Below are 16,338 nucleotides of genomic sequence, written 5' to 3'. Positions count from 1 at the left end.
CCCATGCGCCTTCTGTTCTGGGTTGCGGTCCTGTTTGGCGGCGCCGTCGGGCTGGCCCTGTTCACGCAGTTCAACCACAGCAATGTGGTGCTGTTCTATCCGCCGTACCGTGTCGAGCTGTCGCTGAACCTGGCGCTGGCCTTGCTGTTGCTGCTGTTCTTCGTGGTCTGGACGGTGATGTCCACCATCCGCCATCTGGCCGAGATGCCGCGCCGCGCCGCCGCCTACCGCGAGCGCAGCCGCATGAGCAAGGCGCAGGCGGCGCTGCGCGAATCGATCGAGAACCTGTTTGCGGGCCGCTTCGCCCGCGCCGAGCGTGCCGCGCGCGAGGCCCAGTCCTGGCACGACCAGTCCCAGACCGCCGCGCTGATCGGCGCCCGCGCCGCGCACCGGATGCAGGAAACCGAGCGGCGCGATGCCTGGATGGCCCAGGTTACGGACTCCGAGCGCGAGCAGGCGCGGCTGGTGTCGATGGCCGAGCTGCTGGTCGATGCCCGCGACGCCGACGGCGCGCTGGAAACCATCGCCCAGCTGCAGTCGCAGGGCGCGCGCCAGATCCATGTGCAGCGCATCGCGCTGCGCGCGCACCAGCACCTGAAGAACTGGTCCGAGGTGCTGCGCCTGGCGCGCTCGCTGGAGAAGCGCAACGCGCTGCATCCGGTGCTGGCGCTGCGGCTCAAGCAGATGGCCGTCGAAGCCATGCTGGACGAGCGCCGCCACGACGCCGATGCGCTGTCAGATTTCTGGCGCTCATTGTCCGCCGACGAGCGCCGCGCCACGCGCATTGCCGAACCGGCCGCGCGCTACTTCGCCGCGCTGGGCCGGCAGAACGAGGCCCGCCGCATCATCGAAGACGCGCTCAAGGTCAACTGGGACAGCCGCCTGGTGCTGCGCTATGCCGATTGCGCCGTGCCCGGCCATGCGCTGCCGCAGATCCAGCAGGCCGAGAAATGGCTGGCCGCGCATCCCGCCGACGCCGACCTCTACTACACGCTGGGCGTGCTGTGCCTGGGCGAGAAGCTGTGGGGCAAGGCCCAGTCCAGCTTCGAGCGCGCGCTGAAATATGCCGAGCCCGATCAGCAGCGCCGCCTGCGCGTGCGCACGCACCTGGCGCTGGCGCGGCTCTTTGAGGAAACCGAGCGCCTCGACGACGCGCAGCGGCATTATCGCGAAAGCGCGATGCTGGCGGCCTGACGCTTCGCCTGAAGCCGGGCGCTCCTCCGGGCTCAGTCCTCCACGCCGGCAGCGTCTTCGCTGCCGGTGCGCTTTGTCACTCCATCCCTTACCACCCCATACCGCATCAGCGTTTGCTTGCGCGCCGCGTCATGCTGCACCAGCGGGCGCGGGTAGTTGTCGCCCAGGCGCACGCCGGCATCCGCCAGCACGGATTCGGGCGCGGTCCATGGCGCATGCAGGTGCTTGTCGGGCAGTGCCGCCAGCTGCGGCAGGTATTTGCGGATAAACCGGCCCTGCGGATCGAACTTTTCCGATTGCGTCACCGGATTGAAGATGCGGAACCATGGCTGCGCATCGCAGCCGGTGGACGCGGCCCACTGCCAGCCGCCGTTGTTGGCGGCGAAGTCGAAATCGTTGAGCTGGTCGGCAAAGTACTGCTCGCCGCGGCGCCAGTCCACGCCGAGATCCTTGACCAGGAAGCTGGCCGTCACCATGCGCAGGCGGTTGTGCATATAGCCGCTTTGCCGGATCTGCAACATCGCGGCATCGATCAGCGGGTAGCCGGTGGCGGCATCGCACCAGGCGCGGAAGTAGCGCTCGCCGGTATCACCGTCCTGCCAGCGGATCGCATCGTAGGCGGGATGGAAGGCCGCACCGGCCGCCACGCGCGGATGGTGATGCAGGATCATGAAGTAGAAGTCGCGCCAGATCAGCTCCGACAGCCACACCGAGGCGCCTGCGCCGTCGGCGCCGCCGCGCAGCACGGCCTCGTGCGCGGCGCGCGCCAGCGTGCGGATCGAGACGGTGCCGAAGCGCAGGTGCACCGACAGGTAGCTGGGGCCGCGCAGGGCAGGGTAGTCGCGCCGGCGGCCGTAGTCGCCCATGCGCGCGGTGAACTCATCGAACAGCGCCAGCGCGCCAGACGCGCCGGTAGGCATCGCGATCTCGGCGAGGTTGCTGGCGCGAAAGCCGAGTTGATCGAGCGTAGGCATGGGTCTGCGGTACGCGGCTGGCACCGGCGCCAGTGCCTGCAGGTATGGATCGACCGGGTATGGGCGCAGGTCGAACGGCTGTACGGTCCTGAGCCAGGCATTCTTGTACGGCGTGAAGACCGAGAAGGCCTTGCCCTGGCCGGTCAGGATCTCGTCACGCTCGAAGACCGCCTGATCCTTGAAGGTGAAGAAGGCGCATGCCTGCGCCGCCAGCGCCTGGCGCACGGCGTCGTCGCGGGCATTCGCGGCGGGTTCGTAGTCGTGGTTGACGAAGACCGCTTCGGCCTCCAGTTCACGCGCCAGCGCCGGGAGGGCGGTTTCGGCGCGGTCGTGTAGCACGATCAGGCCGCCGCCGGCCGCGGCAAGCGTTTCCGCCAGTTCGAGCAGCGACTGCCGGATAAAGTCGACCCGACGGTCGGCCCGCAGGCCGCGCGCCAGCAGTGGATCGAGGATGTCGCGGTCGAACACGAACACACACCACACCCGGGCACAGTGCCTGAGGGCATAATGCAGCGCCGCGTGGTCGGTGGCGCGCAGGTCGCGCCGGAACCAGACCAGCCCACGCGCAAAGTTCTTGCCGATCCGGTAGGGTGGCCGGCCCGTGGCCGGGTTGCCTGCTGACTGCATGCTCGCTTGCCTGTCTGACTGGTTTGGCTGGGCCGAAAGGGTGGAAAACCGGGTCGATCGCGCCGATACCCTAACATAGCGGTACCGCGACGGCATTGCCGCCGCCTGACACGCCTATCACAGCTACCACAGAAGCACATGACTCTCGACCGAATTCTTCAATCCCAGGGCTTTGGCACGCGCCGGTACTGCGGCGACCTGATCGCCGCCGGGCTGGTCGAGGTCAACGGCGAGCTATGCGAGGACGCGCGCGCGCAGTTCGATGTGGACGGCCTGCGCCTGACCGTCGACGGCGAGGAATGGCTGGCCTGCACCAAGGCCTACCTGATGCTGAACAAGCCCACCGGCTACGAGTGCTCGCAGCGTCCGCGCCATCATCCCAGCGTCTACAACCTGCTGCCGGTGCCGCTGCGCCAGCGTGAGGTGCAGGCCGTGGGCCGGCTGGACCACGACACCACCGGGCTGCTGCTGCTGACCGACGATGGCCAGTTCATCCATGCCCAGACCTCGCCCAAGCGCAAGGTGCCCAAGGTCTATGAAGTGACGACCGCCGAGCCGGTCACGCCCGAGCAGGCGCAGGCGCTGCGCAGCGGCGTGCAGCTGCTGGACGAACCGGCGCCGATCGCGGCAGAAGAATGCGAGATCACCGGCGAACGCAGCCTGCGGCTGACGCTGGTGCAAGGCAAGTACCATCAGGTCAAGCGCATGGTGGCGGCCGCCGGCAATCACGTCGACGCGCTGCATCGCAGCGCCATTGGCGGCCTGCAGCTCGATCCGGCGCTGGCAGAGGGCGACTGGCGCTGGCTGACGGCGCAAGACCTGGCCGCATTGAACGGTAAAGGTTGAACCATAAAGGGATCAAACACCACTGTCGTTCCCGCGCAGGCGGGAACCCAGTGACTTTTAACGACGCTGGATTCCCGCCTGCGCGGGAATGACTGTGGTTAACTGAGCGGCATTCGGCCCCTGGCGCGCTCATTGCTGCACCGCAGCGTCCCGCCAATCTTTTCCGGAAGACCCCCGGCGATTTGATAAAATGCAAGGCATGGCGAAGCCCGAAGCACCCATCAATCTGACCAATCAGTTCCTGATTGCCATGCCCGGCATGGCCGATCCGACCTTTTCGGGTTCCGTCGTCTATATCTGCGAACACAATGAGCGTGGCGCGCTCGGGCTGGTGATCAACCGGCCCATCGACATCGACATGGCCACGCTGTTCGACAAGATCGACCTCAAGCTTGAAATCCAGCCAGTCGCGCACCAGCCGGTCTACTTCGGCGGCCCGGTGCAGACCGAGCGCGGCTTTGTGCTGCACGACCCGGTGGGGGTCTATGTCTCGTCGCTGGCCGTGCCGGGCGGGCTGGAAATGACCACCTCCAAGGACGTGCTGGAGGCCGTGGCCAACGGCAGCGGCCCGCACCGCTTCCTGCTGACGCTGGGTTATTCCGGCTGGGGCGCCGGGCAACTGGAAGAAGAACTCAGCCGCAACGGCTGGCTGACCGTCCAGGCCGACCCCGAGATCGTCTTCAGCGTGCCGCCCGACGAGCGCTTTGCCGCCGCCATCCGGCTGCTGGGCATCGACTTCACCATGCTGTCGGGCGAGGCCGGGCATGCCTGACGCCGTGGGGCGTGAACTGCCCCGCGACGGCACGGTCCTGGCATTCGACTACGGCGAAAAAAAGATCGGCGTTGCGCTGGGCAACTTCATCACGCGCGAGGCGCGTGCGCTGACCATTCTCCCCAATATCACCGTGGAAGGCCGCTTCGAAGCCGTGGCGGCGCTGATCCATGAGTGGAACCCCGTGCAGCTGATCGTCGGCATGCCAGTCAATCCCGAAGGCGGCGAGCAGCCCTCGATGAAGCTGGCGCGGCGCTTCGGCAACCAGCTCAATGGCCGCTTTAGCCTGCCGGTGGAGTGGGTGGACGAGCGCTATACCTCGCGCGCCGCGTCGATGGCCGGCGCCCGCCGCGGCGAGCTCGATGCCGAGGCCGCCCGCATCATCCTGCAACAGTATTTCGACCAATTCCCGCTATGACGCAGATCTCCGTTCCCGACGCCGAGTTGCTGTACCGCAAGCTGCTGGACCAGGCCCAGGCCCTGATCCCCGAGGCCGAGCGCGCGCGCTGGTCGGTGGCCGGCATCCATTCGGGCGGCGCGTGGATCGCCGCGCGATTGGCCGCCGACCTGAAGCTGCCCGAGCATGGCGTGATCAACGTAGCCTTCCACCGTGACGACTATGCCAAGAAGGGCCTGCACAGCCAGGCCCAGCCGACCACGCTGCCGTTTGCGGTGGATGACCGCAATATCCTGCTGATCGACGATGTGCTGGCCACGGGCCGTACCATCCGCGCCGCCGTCAACGAGCTGTTCGACTACGGCCGCCCCGCGCGCGTGGCGCTGGGCGTGCTGGTCGACCGCGGCGGGCGCCAGCTGCCGATTGCCGCCGACCTGACCGCCGCCGAGATGGCACTGCCGCCCGGCACCACGCTGGTGCTGTCGCGCCAGGGCGAGGGCGCCGGCGCACAATTCGCCTTTGCCACTGAACCTTCCGATTCCGCCACCGGCTGAGCCGGCACCGTTGCCCCAGGCGCGCTGCGCGCGCCTGACACCCAGCTCCGAGACCAGACCACCCCCGTTTTTTGCCCGCGCCCGACCAGCCATGACCAAGACGTTCCGCAACCCGCAGCTCACCAAGAACGGCGAACTGAAGCACCTGCTGTCGATCGAGGGGTTGTCGCGTGACATGATCACGCACATCCTCGACACCGCCAGCCAGTTCGTATCGCTGTCCGACTCAGACCGCGATGTCAAGAAGGTGCCGCTGCTGCGCGGCAAGAGCGTGTTCAACCTGTTCTTCGAGAACTCCACCCGCACCCGCACCACCTTCGAGATCGCCGCCAAGCGGCTGTCGGCGGACGTGCTGAACCTGAACATCAACGCCTCGTCGACCAGCAAGGGCGAGTCGCTGCTGGACACCATCAACAACCTGTCGGCCATGTCCGCCGACATGTTCGTGGTGCGCCATGCCAGCTCGGGCGCCCCATATTTGATCGCCGAGCACGTCGCGCCGCACGTGCACGTGATCAACGCCGGCGACGGCCGCCACGCACACCCGACGCAAGGCCTGCTGGATATGTATACGATCCGGCACTTCAAGAAAGACTTCACCAACCTGACGGTAGCCATCGTCGGCGACATCCTGCACTCGCGCGTGGCGCGCTCCGACATCCACGCGCTGACCACGCTGGGCGTGCCCGAAGTGCGCGCCATCGGCCCGCGTACGCTGCTGCCGTCGGGGCTGGAGCAAATGGGCGTGCGCGTCTTCCACAACATGGAAGAGGGCCTGAAGGGCGTGGACGTGGTCATCATGCTGCGGCTGCAGAACGAGCGCATGAGCGGCGCGCTGCTGCCGTCCGCGCAGGAATACTTCAAGGCCTACGGCCTTACGCCTGAGCGCCTGGCGCTGGCCAGGCCCGACGCCATCGTGATGCACCCGGGCCCGATGAACCGCGGCGTGGAGATCGACTCCGCCGTGGCCGACGGCCCGCAATCCGTGATCCTGAACCAGGTGACCTTCGGCATCGCCGTGCGCATGGCCGTGATGGGCATTGTGGCGGGAAATAGCGACGAATAAGCGGCGACGAATAGCCGCGACTGAGCAAGATTCAAGAAAACACTGACCAATGCGATGCCTTCCGCCCACCGTCGTCCCCGCGCAGGCGGGGACCCAGTGACTTTATCCCCGAAGGGGACGTGAAAGACACTGGATTCCCGCCTTCGCGGGAATGACGGAGGTAAGTTTCGGGCGGGGCAACAAGAACGCCATAGCCAGCGACACAACATGAAAATTCTGATCAAGGGCGGCCGCCTGATCGACCCGGCCAGCAACACCGACGCCGCGCAGGACCTCTACATCGCCGCCGGCAAGATCGTCGGTGTGGGCAGCGCCCCGGCGGACTTCACCGCCAACAAGACCATAGACGCCAGCGGCCTGATCGTGTGCCCCGGCCTGGTCGACCTGTCCGCGCGCCTGCGCGAGCCCGGCTACGAATACAAGGCCACGCTCGAATCCGAAGTGGCCGCCGCCACCGCCGGCGGCGTGACCAGCCTGGTCTGCCCGCCCGATACGGATCCGGTGCTCGATGAACCGGGCCTGGTGGAAATGCTGAAGTTCCGCGCCCGCACCCTGAACCAGACCCACGTGTACCCGCTGGGCGCGCTGACGCTGGGCCTCAAGGGCGAGACCCTGACCGAGATGAGCCAGCTGACCGAAGCCGGTTGCGTCGGCTTCAGCCAGGCCGAGGCCCCGGTGCAAAACACCCAGGTGCTGCTGCGCTCGCTGCAATACGCCCAGACCTTTGGCTTTACCGTCTGGCTGCGCCCGGAAGACCCGTTCCTCGGCGGCGGCGTCGCCGCCAGCGGCGCGGTGGCGTCACGCCTGGGCCTGTCCGGCGTGTCAGTCATTGCCGAGACCGTGCGCCTGCACACCATTTTCGAACTGATGCGCAGCACCGGCGCCCGCGTGCACCTGTGCCGCCTGTCGTCCGCCGCCGGCCTGGAACTGGTGCGCCAGGCCAAACGCGAAGGCCTGAAAGTGACCTGCGACGTCAATATCCACCACGTCTCGCTGACCGACATGGATATCGGCTACTTCAACTCGCAGATGCGCTTCTCGCCGCCGCTGCGCAGCCCGCGCGACCGCGACGCCATCGTCGCCGCGCTGGCCGACGGCACCATCGACGCCCTGTGCTCGGACCATACGCCCGTGGACGACGACGAGAAACTGCTGCCCTTCGCCGAGGCATCGCCGGGCGCAACCGGCCTGGAACTGCTGCTGCCGCTGACCCTGCGCTGGGCCACCGAGCACAAGGTCCCGCTGGCCCAGGCCCTGGCCCGCATCACCAACGAACCCGCCCGCGTGATCGGCCTGAAGGCCGGCACCCTCGCCGTCGGCAGTGCCGCGGACGTGTGCGTATTCGATCCCAGGCAGGTCTGGAAGGTCGAACGCCGCTCCCTCAAGAGCCAGGGCAAGAACTCGCCGTGGCTTGGTTATGAGATGGAGGGCAAGGTCCGCATGACCCTGGTCGGCGGGCAGGTTGTATACGGAAACAATAACCACCACTGAGTCCTCGATGATCTGGATGCGCAAGACGGCGCTGGTGCTGCATCTGCTACGCGGGCTGGTGACCTGCGCCTTGCTGTTCCCGTGGCTGGGCGTGCGCTCGCGCGAGTGGCATATCCGGCGGTGGTCGCGGCGGTTGCTGCGGATTTGCGGGGTGGAGGTGGAGGTGGTCGACGCTACTGGCGCGGCGTCGACTGGCGCCGGCAGGCAGGGTGCGATGGTGGTGTCCAACCATATCTCTTGGCTGGATATTTATGTGATCCACAGCTGGCAGCCGGTGCGGTTTGTTGCCAAGTCGGAGATCCGGAGCTGGCCGCTGATTGGGTGGCTGTGTGACAAGACAGGCACCATCTTTATCGAGCGCGGACGCAAGCGGGATGCGCATCGGGTGTTGCATGACATTACGGATGTGATGCTGCAGGGGGATCTGGTGGGGGTGTTTCCGGAGGGGACCACGACTGATGGCGCCGCCGTGCTGCCGTTCCACGCCAACCTGATGCAGGCACCGATTTCCGGCGGCCTGCCGGTGCAGCCGCTGGGGTTGAGCTACCTCGATGCCGCTACCGGTCAACCGACGCTGGCGGCTGCCTACATCGGCGACACCACGCTATTGCAGTCACTGGAAGCGGTCTTGCGCGCACCGCGTATCAAGGCCCGGCTGGTGATCGGGCCTGCGCTGGTGTCGGTCTCCGGTGACCGCCGTGAGCTTGCGAACTCCGCCAGGGAGGTGGTCGCCCACCTCAGCCAGGGTGCGCCGGAACACGCCGCCGCTGCAGCCAGGCGGCTGAATCAACCCGCCGAGCCCGGCGGCGAACCCCAGCCAGCCCCGGCTGCCATCGGCTAGCCGTCCTGTCGTCCCCGCCAATGCGGAATTGCCAGTCAGGCCAGCGGATTACAATATTGCGGGCAATCAATCTGAACGACGGTCCGTTCGGCAGGATCCCGTGCCAACCGGGCCGCCGTCAGCTTGCCACCCCAGACGCAGCCCGTATCCAGCGCCATCAGGTTCGGCCGCATGACCAGGCCCAGCGTCGACCAATGGCCGCATACCACCGTCACATCCTCGGTGTGCCGCCCCGGGACGTCGAACCACGGCATGAAGCTATCCGGGGCCTTGCCCAGGCCCTCTTTGGTCTTGAAGTCCATCACGCCGTCGACTGTGCAATAGCGCAGGCGGGTGAGGGCATTGACCACCACCCGGTGACGGTCGATGCCGCGCAGCCCATCATGCCAGCGGTCCGCGGCGTTGCCGAACACGTCGGCCAGGAAGCCTTGCCAGTTGGGGCCTTGCAGCTGCTCTTCGACTTCGTGGGCGAGGTCGATGACCTGGGCGGCTGTCCATTGAGGGAGGACGCCGGCATGGACCAGGAGGAAGTTGTTTTCCAGCAGGGCGAGGGGGCGGTGGCGGAGCCAGGTGAGCAGGTCCTCACAGTCGGGGGCGGTCAGGATGTCGTCGAGGGTGTCGGATTTGCCTTTTTTGCGGACGCCGGCGGCTACGGCCAGGAGGTGGATGTCGTGGTTGCCCAGGACGGATTCGGCGCGGTGGCCCATGGCACGGATGGTGCGGAGGGTTTGGAGGGAGGCGGGGCCGCGGTTGATGAGGTCACCGACGAAGCGGAGGTAGGGCTGTGCTGGCAATTCGATGAGTAGAGTGTCCAGCGAGACTGCGCAACCTTGTAGATCGCCGACGGCAATGGGTGTTGAAAGAGGCACTTTAGTGTTGGGCATCAGAACCTTAGCAGAACAATTTCGCTTCTATTTGTAGTTTTGTGACCGATATGCAGTGGCACCGTTACATGACGCTACAAAAAGAGGGAGAGGGGATGTAGGTTAGGGCATTCCGTCGGATAGAATACCGCCACTTCTGCAGGCACTTAACGCCCCGCCCGTCCTGAAGGGGACAAGGTGGGCGCTCGGCTTTTGTCGGGTTGTCGAAACATATCGAGGCAAGGAGCAAGTTTTGTCGCATATTTTGGTCACAGGTGGTGCCGGGTTCATTGGCGCTAATTTCGTTCTGGCATGGCTGGGCGACAAATCGGCGGATGGGGTCATCAACGTCGACAAGCTCACCTATGCAGGCAACCGGAAGACGCTGGCGTCGGTCGAGGACGATCCGCGGCATGTGTTCTCGCAAACGGATATTTGTGACCGTGGTGCCCTGGACAAGCTCTTCGCGACCTACAAGCCGCGTGCAGTCGTGCACTTCGCGGCGGAAAGCCATGTAGACCGGTCCATCCATGGTCCGGGCGAATTCATTCAGACGAATATCGTTGGTACCTTCACGCTCCTGGAAGCGACTCGCGCGTACTGGGGCAGCCTGGAAGAGCCGGCCAAATCCGAATTCCGCTTCCTCCACGTTTCCACCGACGAGGTGTTCGGCTCACTGAGTGAAACCGACCCCCAGTTCTCTGAGACCACGCCGTACGCTCCGAACAGCCCATATTCGGCGTCGAAGGCCGCCTCGGACCATCTGGTTCGCGCCTACCACCATACCTACGGCCTGCCGGTCTTGACGACGAACTGCTCGAACAACTATGGCCCGTACCATTTCCCGGAAAAGCTGATTCCGCTGATCATCGCCAATGCGATGGCGGGCAAGCCGCTGCCGATCTATGGCGACGGGCAGAACGTGCGCGACTGGCTGTACGTGCGAGACCACTGCTCCGCCATCCGTGAAGTGCTGGCACGAGGCCGCTTGGGTGAAACCTACAACGTCGGTGGCTGGAACGAAAAGACCAACCTCGACGTCGTGCACACGCTGTGCGACTTGCTGGACGACCTGTCCCCCAAGGCAACCGGCCCGTACCGTGATCAGATTACCTTTGTGAAGGATCGTCCTGGCCACGATCGCCGTTACGCAATCGATGCCGGCAAGCTGGAGCGCGAGCTTGGCTGGAAGCCGGCGGAGACGTTTGAAACCGGGCTGCGCAAGACGGTACAGTGGTACCTGGATAACCAGGTCTGGGTGCAGGACGTGATGTCTGGCGAGTACCGGAACTGGGTGGCGAAGCAATATGCAGCATAATCCGACGGTCCCGACCATTCTCGTCACGGGCAGCAAAGGGCAGGTCGGTTTCGAACTGCGTCGCAGCCTCGCGCCGCTGGGCAATGTGGTGGCACTGGATCGTGCCTGCTGCGACCTGTCGCGTCTGGACGAGCTCCGCCGCGTGGTGCGTGACTACCGGCCCGACGTGATCATCAACCCGGCTGCCTACACTGCGGTGGACAAGGCCGAAGCCGAAGTGGATCTGGCCTTTACCATCAACGGTACCGCCGCCGGCCTCCTCGCCGAGGAGGCCAAGGTGCTCGGCAGCCTGCTGGTCCACTATTCGACCGACTATGTCTTCGATGGCACGAAGGACCGCCCCTATCTCGAGACCGATCCGGTCAATCCGCAGTCAGTCTACGGCAAGAGCAAGCTGGCGGGAGAACAAGCCATTACGGTGAGCGGTGCACAAGCGCTAATTCTCCGAACCTGTTGGGTGGCTGGTGCCCACGGCGGCAACTTTGCCAAGACCATATTGCGTCTCGGCAAGGAGCGCGACAGTCTGCGCGTCATTGCTGACCAGTTCGGGGCACCGACGACGGCATCGCTGATTGCAGATGTCACCGCACAGATCGTCGCGCGCCACTGGCTGTCCGCCGATCGCGATGCGTTCAAGTCCGGGATCTACCACCTGGCCGCTGCAGGCGAAACGACCTGGCACGCCTACGCCACGGAAGTGCTTCGGTACGCCAAGGCACATGGCGTCGAACTGAAAGCCGACCCCGAGCGGATCGAAGCGATCCCCGCAACGGCCTATCCACTGCCCGCGCCGCGCCCCGCCAACTCGCGGCTCGACACCGCGCGCGTGCGCGAAGCCTTCGGCATCCATCTTCCGGACTGGAAGCAGGGAATTCACTTCCTGCTGGACCAGATCCTTCCATAACAGATATCACCATGCGTAAAGGCATTATCCTGGCTGGAGGCTCCGGCACGCGACTCTATCCGCTCACACGCTCTGTGTCGAAGCAGCTGTTGCCGGTCTATGACAAGCCGATGATTTACTATCCGCTATCGACGCTGATGCTGGCGGGGATTCGGGACATTCTGATCATCTCCACTCCGGAAGACACGCCGCGCTTTTCGGACATGCTTGGCGACGGCAGCAAGTGGGGGATCAACCTGCAATATGCGGTCCAGCCTTCGCCGGATGGCCTGGCTCAGGCCTTTCTGATTGGCCGGGAATTTATCGGAAACAATCCGAGTACGCTGATCCTTGGCGACAACATTTTCCACGGCCACGATCTCGTCAGTCAGCTTACCCGCGCGGCGAAACAGTCAGAAGGCGCTACGGTTTTTGCTTACCACGTTCACGATCCTGAGCGTTACGGTGTTGTTGAGTTTGATGAAAATTTCCGGGCGCTGTCCCTGGAAGAGAAGCCGGTGACGCCGCGTTCCCATTATGCGGTGACCGGGCTCTACTTCTACGACAACCAGGTTTGCGATATTGCGGCGGATATCAAGCCGTCGCCGCGTGGCGAGCTGGAAATTACTGACGTCAACAAGCGTTATCTGGAGATAGCGCAGTTGGACGTGGAAATCATGGGGCGGGGGTATGCGTGGCTGGATACCGGGACGCATGAGTCATTGCTGGAGGCGGCTAGCTTTATTGCGACGCTGCAGCACCGGCAGGGGCTTATGGTTGCCTGCCCGGAAGAAATTGCGTTCCGGAGCAAGTGGATCACTGCCGCGCAGGTTGACGCGTTGGCCACCCCGCTGTCGAAGAATGGCTACGGCAAATACCTGCAGCAAATTATCTCGGAGTCCATCAAATGAGTCTGAACGTAATTCGCACCGCGATTCCGGACGTCATGATTATCGAGCCAAGGGTGTTTGGTGACGATCGTGGGTTCTTTTTCGAGAGCTTTAACGCTCGTCAGTTCGAGGAAGCGACCGGCGTGAATCGGACGTTCGTGCAGGACAACCATTCCCGTTCAGCGCGTGGCGTCCTGCGAGGTCTGCATTATCAGATCAAGAATCCGCAAGGCAAGCTGGTGCGCGTGGTGAGTGGAGAGGTCTTCGATGTAGCCGTAGATATCCGCAGGCAATCCCCGACATTCGGGAAATGGGTCGGTGTCACGCTCTCCGCCGAGAACAAGCGCCAATTGTGGGTGCCGGAGGGGTTTGCGCATGGCTTTGTCGTGACTTCTGATTACGCGGAGTTTCTGTACAAGACCACAGACTACTGGTACCAGGAGTTCGAGCGTAGCATCGTGTGGGATGATCCGACGCTGGCGATCGAATGGCCAGTAGCAGATCCAATGCTCGCGGCGAAGGATGCCGCGGGCCAGCGTTTCGACGTGGCGGAAGTTTTCGAAGGTGCAGTTTGAGTTTGCGCGCTTTCTGTCCGACGGTGGTAGCGAGGAAAATGTGAGTCTGATCCCAATCATTCTGAGCGGCGGCGCTGGTTCCCGGCTCTGGCCGGTATCGCGCGAACACCACCCGAAGCCGTTTATCCGGCTCGCGGATGGGCAGAGTCTGCTCCAAAAGGCTTATCTGCGGGCGGCGGGCTTGCCGGAGGTTGCGCATGTCATCACGGTGACCAATCGCGAACTCTTCTTCAAGACCGTCGACGAGTATCGGGAAGTCAGCGTCGATGGTGTTCGCCCGTCGTTTCTGCTTGAGCCTGCTGGCCGCAATACGGCGGCGGCAATTGCGGTAACAGCACGGCATGTAGCCGATACTTTCGGCGAAGACCAGGTTCTGCTGGTGCTGGCCGCCGATCACTTGATCGCGGATCAGTCTGCTTTCGGTGAAGCCGTCGCGCGTGCCGAAGCGCTTGCGCGCGATGGTCGGATCGTGACGTTTGGGATCCAGCCCGATTCGCCGGAAACCGGCTTTGGCTACATCGAGGCAGATGGTACGAAGGTCAAGCGTTTCGTGGAGAAGCCAACGCTGGAAAAGGCTCAGGAATATCTTGCCTCGAGGTGTTTCCTATGGAACTCCGGCATGTTCTGTTTTACGGCCGGCAGCATTCTCCGCGAGCTGAGCGAGCACCGTCCGGACATTCTTGCCGCCGCTACTGAATGCATGGAACGGTCGCATGTCGCAGCCGGCTCGGAGTGGACCCAGATCGACCTGGATGCCAGCGCCTTTTGTGCGGTGCCCGACGAGTCGCTTGACTACGCCGTGATGGAGAAATGTGCGCGCGCCTCGGTGGTGCCTTGCAGCATTGGATGGAGCGATATCGGCTCATGGAAGGCGCTTGGCGACCTGCAGAAGGCCGACGCGCACGGAAACCGGATCGATGGCGACGTGGTCATGTATGACGTCGAAAACTGCTTCGTGATGAGCCGTGAGCGCCTGGTTGGTGCGGTAGGTGTCGAGAATCTCGTCGTGGTCGATACGCCGGACGCGCTGCTGATTGCCCACAAGGATCGCACGCAGGATGTGAAGCACATCTACGGCGAGCTGAAAAAGCGCGGCCACGATACCTACAAGCTGCATCGCACTGTGCGCCGGCCTTGGGGCGCCTACACGGTGCTAGAAGAAGGTCCGCGTTTCAAGATCAAGCGGATCGAGGTCAAGCCGGGCGCGAGTCTCAGCCTGCAAATGCATCACCACCGCAGCGAACACTGGATCGTGGTGCGCGGCACAGCGAAAGTGATCAACGGCGAGAAATCGTTTTTGGTGGCCACGGATGAATCAACCTATATCCCCGCCGGACACAAGCACCGCCTGGAGAACCCGGGCGTTGTCGATCTCGTCATGATCGAAGTGCAAAGCGGGGACTACCTCGGGGAGGACGACATCGTCCGCTTCGAGGACGTGTATGGACGTGTCTGATATGGATATTGCAGCAGCAGGACGCTCGGAGAAATATCTCGCGGAGCATGCCGGGAACGACGACCTGATCGTCGGCATTCGCTCGGCGCAGATCTGGGGAACCCTAGGCTGGCATGACATCAAGCAGCGGTATCGACGCTCGGTCATCGGGCCATTCTGGTTTACGCTGAGCACAGCGATCATGGTCGTCGTTCTCGGGGCGCTGTATTCAACGCTGCTGCACCAGGAAATCCGCGACTACCTCCCGTACTTAGCCGTTGGACTAGTGGTCTGGCAGTTCATAGGTGCCGTCGCCAACGAAGGCTGCTTGTCATTCATAGGAGCGGCATACCTGATTAAACAAGTTCGGATTCCGTTGACAATTCATGTCTGCCGGATCGCCTGGCGCAATTTCGCGATCTTGCTGCATAGCTTGCCAGTAGTGGTGATCGTGCTGATCGCGTTTGGTCACTGGCCGACTTGGGAATTCCTTTTGGTGCCGCTGGCTCTCGCGCTGTTGCTTCTACACGGCATCTGGTTTGGTGTTGCGCTCGGTGTCCTGTGTGCGCGGTTCCGCGACATTCCGCCGATTGTCGGCAACTTGATCCAGGTGGTGTTTTTCTTCACGCCGGTGATGTGGTCACCGGAGATCCTGAAAGAGCGCAGCTGGGTGGCGGAGTACAACCCGCTGTACCACCTGATCGAAACGGTTCGTGCACCGATCACCGGGCGGCCTGTCCATTGGGAGTCGTGGGCATGGTCAATCGGTCTGCTGGTGTTTGGTTTTGCGATCGCACAGTTGCTGATGCGCCGCTATCGCAACCGTGTTCCTTACTGGCTTTGACATCGTGAGTTCATATATCAGTGCCCGGGAAATCTCGGTTTCGTTTCCCATCTACGAAAACTCGCATCGTTCACTCAAGAAGACCGTGTTGAACCTGACGACCGGAGGCCGGATTGGCCGGGACGCGGGCAATCACGCGGTAGTGACAGCGCTGGATCAGCTGAGTTTCCGCTTTGGCGACGGCGAGCGGATCGCTTTGGTCGGCCACAATGGTTCTGGCAAGACCACGCTGTTGCGCACACTGTCTGGGGTCTACGCGCCCGTGAGCGGTGTGCTGGAAACGCGGGGCAAGATAGCCTCGCTGCTCGATGTGTCGATGGGGCTTGACCCTGATGCGACAGGCTTCGAGAACATTTATCTTCGCGGCATTCTTGATGGCCTGAAGCCCGCAAAGATCCGCAGCAAGATCGATGAGATTGCTGATTTCAGCGAGTTAGACGAATACCTGAACTTGCCGGTGCGGACGTATTCGAGCGGCATGATGTTGCGCCTGGCGTTCGCTATCTCGACGAGTGTCGAGGCTGATATCTTGATCATGGACGAATGGTTGAGTGTCGGTGATGCTGCCTTTGCCGAAAAGGCTGAGAGGCGGCTCGCGGCGCTGGTTGACAATGCATCGATCCTCGTCGTTGCCTCACATGACCCGAACATGGTGCAGCGGATTTGCACTCGGCGGATCGAGATGCAGCACGGCAGGATCGTATCCGACACCCCAATTGTTTCCCCTGAGGTAGAAGTGAAGCTGCGGGAGGCTGTCTGACGTACAGA

At 63.5% G+C, this 16,338-nt stretch carries 17 protein-coding genes; 15 read left to right on the top strand and 2 right to left on the bottom strand.

Translation table 11 applies throughout. The features are described from left to right. Positions 1–3 precede the first annotated feature (3 nt). The gene (locus ACREYQ_RS12675) at positions 4–1,194 is read left to right on the top strand and encodes a heme biosynthesis protein HemY (RefSeq protein WP_432257934.1); all 1,191 of its coding nucleotides are present in this window, start codon (positions 4–6) and stop codon (positions 1,192–1,194) included. Between the two features lie 32 nt (positions 1,195–1,226). Here ACREYQ_RS12675 and ACREYQ_RS12670 read toward each other — a convergent pair whose 3' ends face one another. Continuing rightward, positions 1,227–2,795 (bottom strand): cryptochrome/photolyase family protein, encoded by a 1,569-nt coding sequence (locus ACREYQ_RS12670; protein ID WP_432257933.1) that lies wholly within the window; start codon positions 2,793–2,795, stop codon positions 1,227–1,229. Between the two features lie 138 nt (positions 2,796–2,933). Here ACREYQ_RS12670 and ACREYQ_RS12665 point away from each other — a divergent pair, with 138 nt between their 5' ends. From ACREYQ_RS12665 to ACREYQ_RS12635, 7 genes are all read left to right on the top strand, one after another. Beyond that, on the top strand, positions 2,934–3,641 hold the full coding sequence (locus ACREYQ_RS12665) for a pseudouridine synthase (RefSeq protein WP_432257932.1): 708 nt from the start codon (positions 2,934–2,936) through the stop codon (positions 3,639–3,641). Between the two features lie 199 nt (positions 3,642–3,840). After that, entirely contained in the window at positions 3,841–4,413 is a 573-nt protein-coding gene (locus ACREYQ_RS12660; protein ID WP_432257931.1) for a YqgE/AlgH family protein, read from the top strand. After that, positions 4,406–4,831 (top strand): Holliday junction resolvase RuvX, encoded by a 426-nt coding sequence (gene ruvX, locus ACREYQ_RS12655; RefSeq protein WP_432257930.1) that lies wholly within the window; start codon positions 4,406–4,408, stop codon positions 4,829–4,831. Before ACREYQ_RS12660 ends, ruvX begins: the two co-directional genes overlap by 8 nt. After that, the gene (gene pyrR / locus ACREYQ_RS12650) at positions 4,828–5,364 is read left to right on the top strand and encodes a bifunctional pyr operon transcriptional regulator/uracil phosphoribosyltransferase PyrR (protein ID WP_432257929.1); all 537 of its coding nucleotides are present in this window, start codon (positions 4,828–4,830) and stop codon (positions 5,362–5,364) included. The genes ruvX and pyrR overlap by 4 nt, the downstream gene beginning before the upstream one ends. Positions 5,365–5,455: 91 nt before the next feature. Next, positions 5,456–6,430, top strand: a complete 975-nt coding sequence (locus tag ACREYQ_RS12645; protein WP_171515697.1) for an aspartate carbamoyltransferase catalytic subunit — start codon at positions 5,456–5,458, stop codon at positions 6,428–6,430. A gap of 207 nt (positions 6,431–6,637) precedes the next feature. Further along, the gene (locus tag ACREYQ_RS12640) at positions 6,638–7,921 is read left to right on the top strand and encodes a dihydroorotase (protein ID WP_432257928.1); all 1,284 of its coding nucleotides are present in this window, start codon (positions 6,638–6,640) and stop codon (positions 7,919–7,921) included. Positions 7,922–7,928: 7 nt separating this feature from the next. Continuing rightward, positions 7,929–8,762 (top strand): lysophospholipid acyltransferase family protein, encoded by an 834-nt coding sequence (locus ACREYQ_RS12635; protein ID WP_432257927.1) that lies wholly within the window; start codon positions 7,929–7,931, stop codon positions 8,760–8,762. A gap of 35 nt (positions 8,763–8,797) precedes the next feature. Here the strand turns inward: ACREYQ_RS12635 and ACREYQ_RS12630 are convergent, their stop codons facing one another. Next, complete coding sequence (locus tag ACREYQ_RS12630; protein WP_432257926.1) at positions 8,798–9,646, bottom strand: symmetrical bis(5'-nucleosyl)-tetraphosphatase; 849 nt, start codon at positions 9,644–9,646, stop codon at positions 8,798–8,800. Between the two features lie 232 nt (positions 9,647–9,878). Here ACREYQ_RS12630 and rfbB point away from each other — a divergent pair, with 232 nt between their 5' ends. The 7 genes from rfbB to ACREYQ_RS12595 are packed head-to-tail and all read left to right on the top strand — an operon-like array spanning position 9,879 to position 16,330. Continuing rightward, complete coding sequence (gene rfbB / locus ACREYQ_RS12625; RefSeq protein ID WP_432257925.1) at positions 9,879–10,943, top strand: dTDP-glucose 4,6-dehydratase; 1,065 nt, start codon at positions 9,879–9,881, stop codon at positions 10,941–10,943. Next, positions 10,933–11,847: a dTDP-4-dehydrorhamnose reductase gene (gene rfbD, locus ACREYQ_RS12620; protein ID WP_432257924.1), complete on the top strand. Its 915-nt coding sequence runs from the start codon at positions 10,933–10,935 to the stop codon at positions 11,845–11,847. The genes rfbB and rfbD overlap by 11 nt, the downstream gene beginning before the upstream one ends. An 11-nt stretch (positions 11,848–11,858) precedes the next feature. Then, a complete protein-coding gene (gene rfbA, locus ACREYQ_RS12615; protein WP_432257923.1) occupies positions 11,859–12,737 on the top strand; it encodes a glucose-1-phosphate thymidylyltransferase RfbA in 879 nt (292 codons plus the stop codon). Beyond that, positions 12,734–13,291, top strand: coding sequence for a dTDP-4-dehydrorhamnose 3,5-epimerase (gene rfbC, locus ACREYQ_RS12610; RefSeq protein WP_432257922.1), 558 nt, complete (start codon positions 12,734–12,736; stop codon positions 13,289–13,291). Before rfbA ends, rfbC begins: the two co-directional genes overlap by 4 nt. A 40-nt stretch (positions 13,292–13,331) precedes the next feature. Further along, positions 13,332–14,747: a mannose-1-phosphate guanylyltransferase/mannose-6-phosphate isomerase gene (locus tag ACREYQ_RS12605; protein WP_432260413.1), complete on the top strand. Its 1,416-nt coding sequence runs from the start codon at positions 13,332–13,334 to the stop codon at positions 14,745–14,747. 1 nt (position 14,748) lies between these two features. Then, positions 14,749–15,570 (top strand): ABC transporter permease, encoded by an 822-nt coding sequence (locus ACREYQ_RS12600; RefSeq protein WP_432260412.1) that lies wholly within the window; start codon positions 14,749–14,751, stop codon positions 15,568–15,570. A gap of 1 nt (position 15,571) precedes the next feature. Continuing rightward, on the top strand, positions 15,572–16,330 hold the full coding sequence (locus ACREYQ_RS12595) for an ABC transporter ATP-binding protein (RefSeq protein ID WP_432260411.1): 759 nt from the start codon (positions 15,572–15,574) through the stop codon (positions 16,328–16,330). Positions 16,331–16,338: the final 8 nt, after the last annotated feature.

The organism is Cupriavidus sp. TMH.W2, from assembly GCF_050847365.1.
GTDB lineage: Bacteria > Pseudomonadota > Gammaproteobacteria > Burkholderiales > Burkholderiaceae > Cupriavidus.
This window is presented reverse-complemented; position numbering and strand designations above follow the sequence as displayed.

Coding starts and splice junctions, on each gene's coding strand:
- pyrR (WP_432257929.1), top strand. CDS start 4,828: ATGACGCAGATCTCCGTTCCCGACGCCGAGTTGCTGTACCGCAAGCTG.
- ACREYQ_RS12640 (WP_432257928.1), top strand. CDS start 6,638: ATGAAAATTCTGATCAAGGGCGGCCGCCTGATCGACCCGGCCAGCAAC.
- ruvX (WP_432257930.1), top strand. CDS start 4,406: ATGCCTGACGCCGTGGGGCGTGAACTGCCCCGCGACGGCACGGTCCTG.
- ACREYQ_RS12660 (WP_432257931.1), top strand. CDS start 3,841: ATGGCGAAGCCCGAAGCACCCATCAATCTGACCAATCAGTTCCTGATT.
- rfbD (WP_432257924.1), top strand. CDS start 10,933: ATGCAGCATAATCCGACGGTCCCGACCATTCTCGTCACGGGCAGCAAA.
- ACREYQ_RS12635 (WP_432257927.1), top strand. CDS start 7,929: ATGATCTGGATGCGCAAGACGGCGCTGGTGCTGCATCTGCTACGCGGG.
- ACREYQ_RS12670 (WP_432257933.1), bottom strand. CDS start 2,795: ATGCAGTCAGCAGGCAACCCGGCCACGGGCCGGCCACCCTACCGGATC.
- ACREYQ_RS12645 (WP_171515697.1), top strand. CDS start 5,456: ATGACCAAGACGTTCCGCAACCCGCAGCTCACCAAGAACGGCGAACTG.
- rfbA (WP_432257923.1), top strand. CDS start 11,859: ATGCGTAAAGGCATTATCCTGGCTGGAGGCTCCGGCACGCGACTCTAT.
- ACREYQ_RS12600 (WP_432260412.1), top strand. CDS start 14,749: ATGGATATTGCAGCAGCAGGACGCTCGGAGAAATATCTCGCGGAGCAT.
- rfbC (WP_432257922.1), top strand. CDS start 12,734: ATGAGTCTGAACGTAATTCGCACCGCGATTCCGGACGTCATGATTATC.
- ACREYQ_RS12630 (WP_432257926.1), bottom strand. CDS start 9,646: ATGCCCAACACTAAAGTGCCTCTTTCAACACCCATTGCCGTCGGCGAT.
- ACREYQ_RS12665 (WP_432257932.1), top strand. CDS start 2,934: ATGACTCTCGACCGAATTCTTCAATCCCAGGGCTTTGGCACGCGCCGG.
- ACREYQ_RS12675 (WP_432257934.1), top strand. CDS start 4: ATGCGCCTTCTGTTCTGGGTTGCGGTCCTGTTTGGCGGCGCCGTCGGG.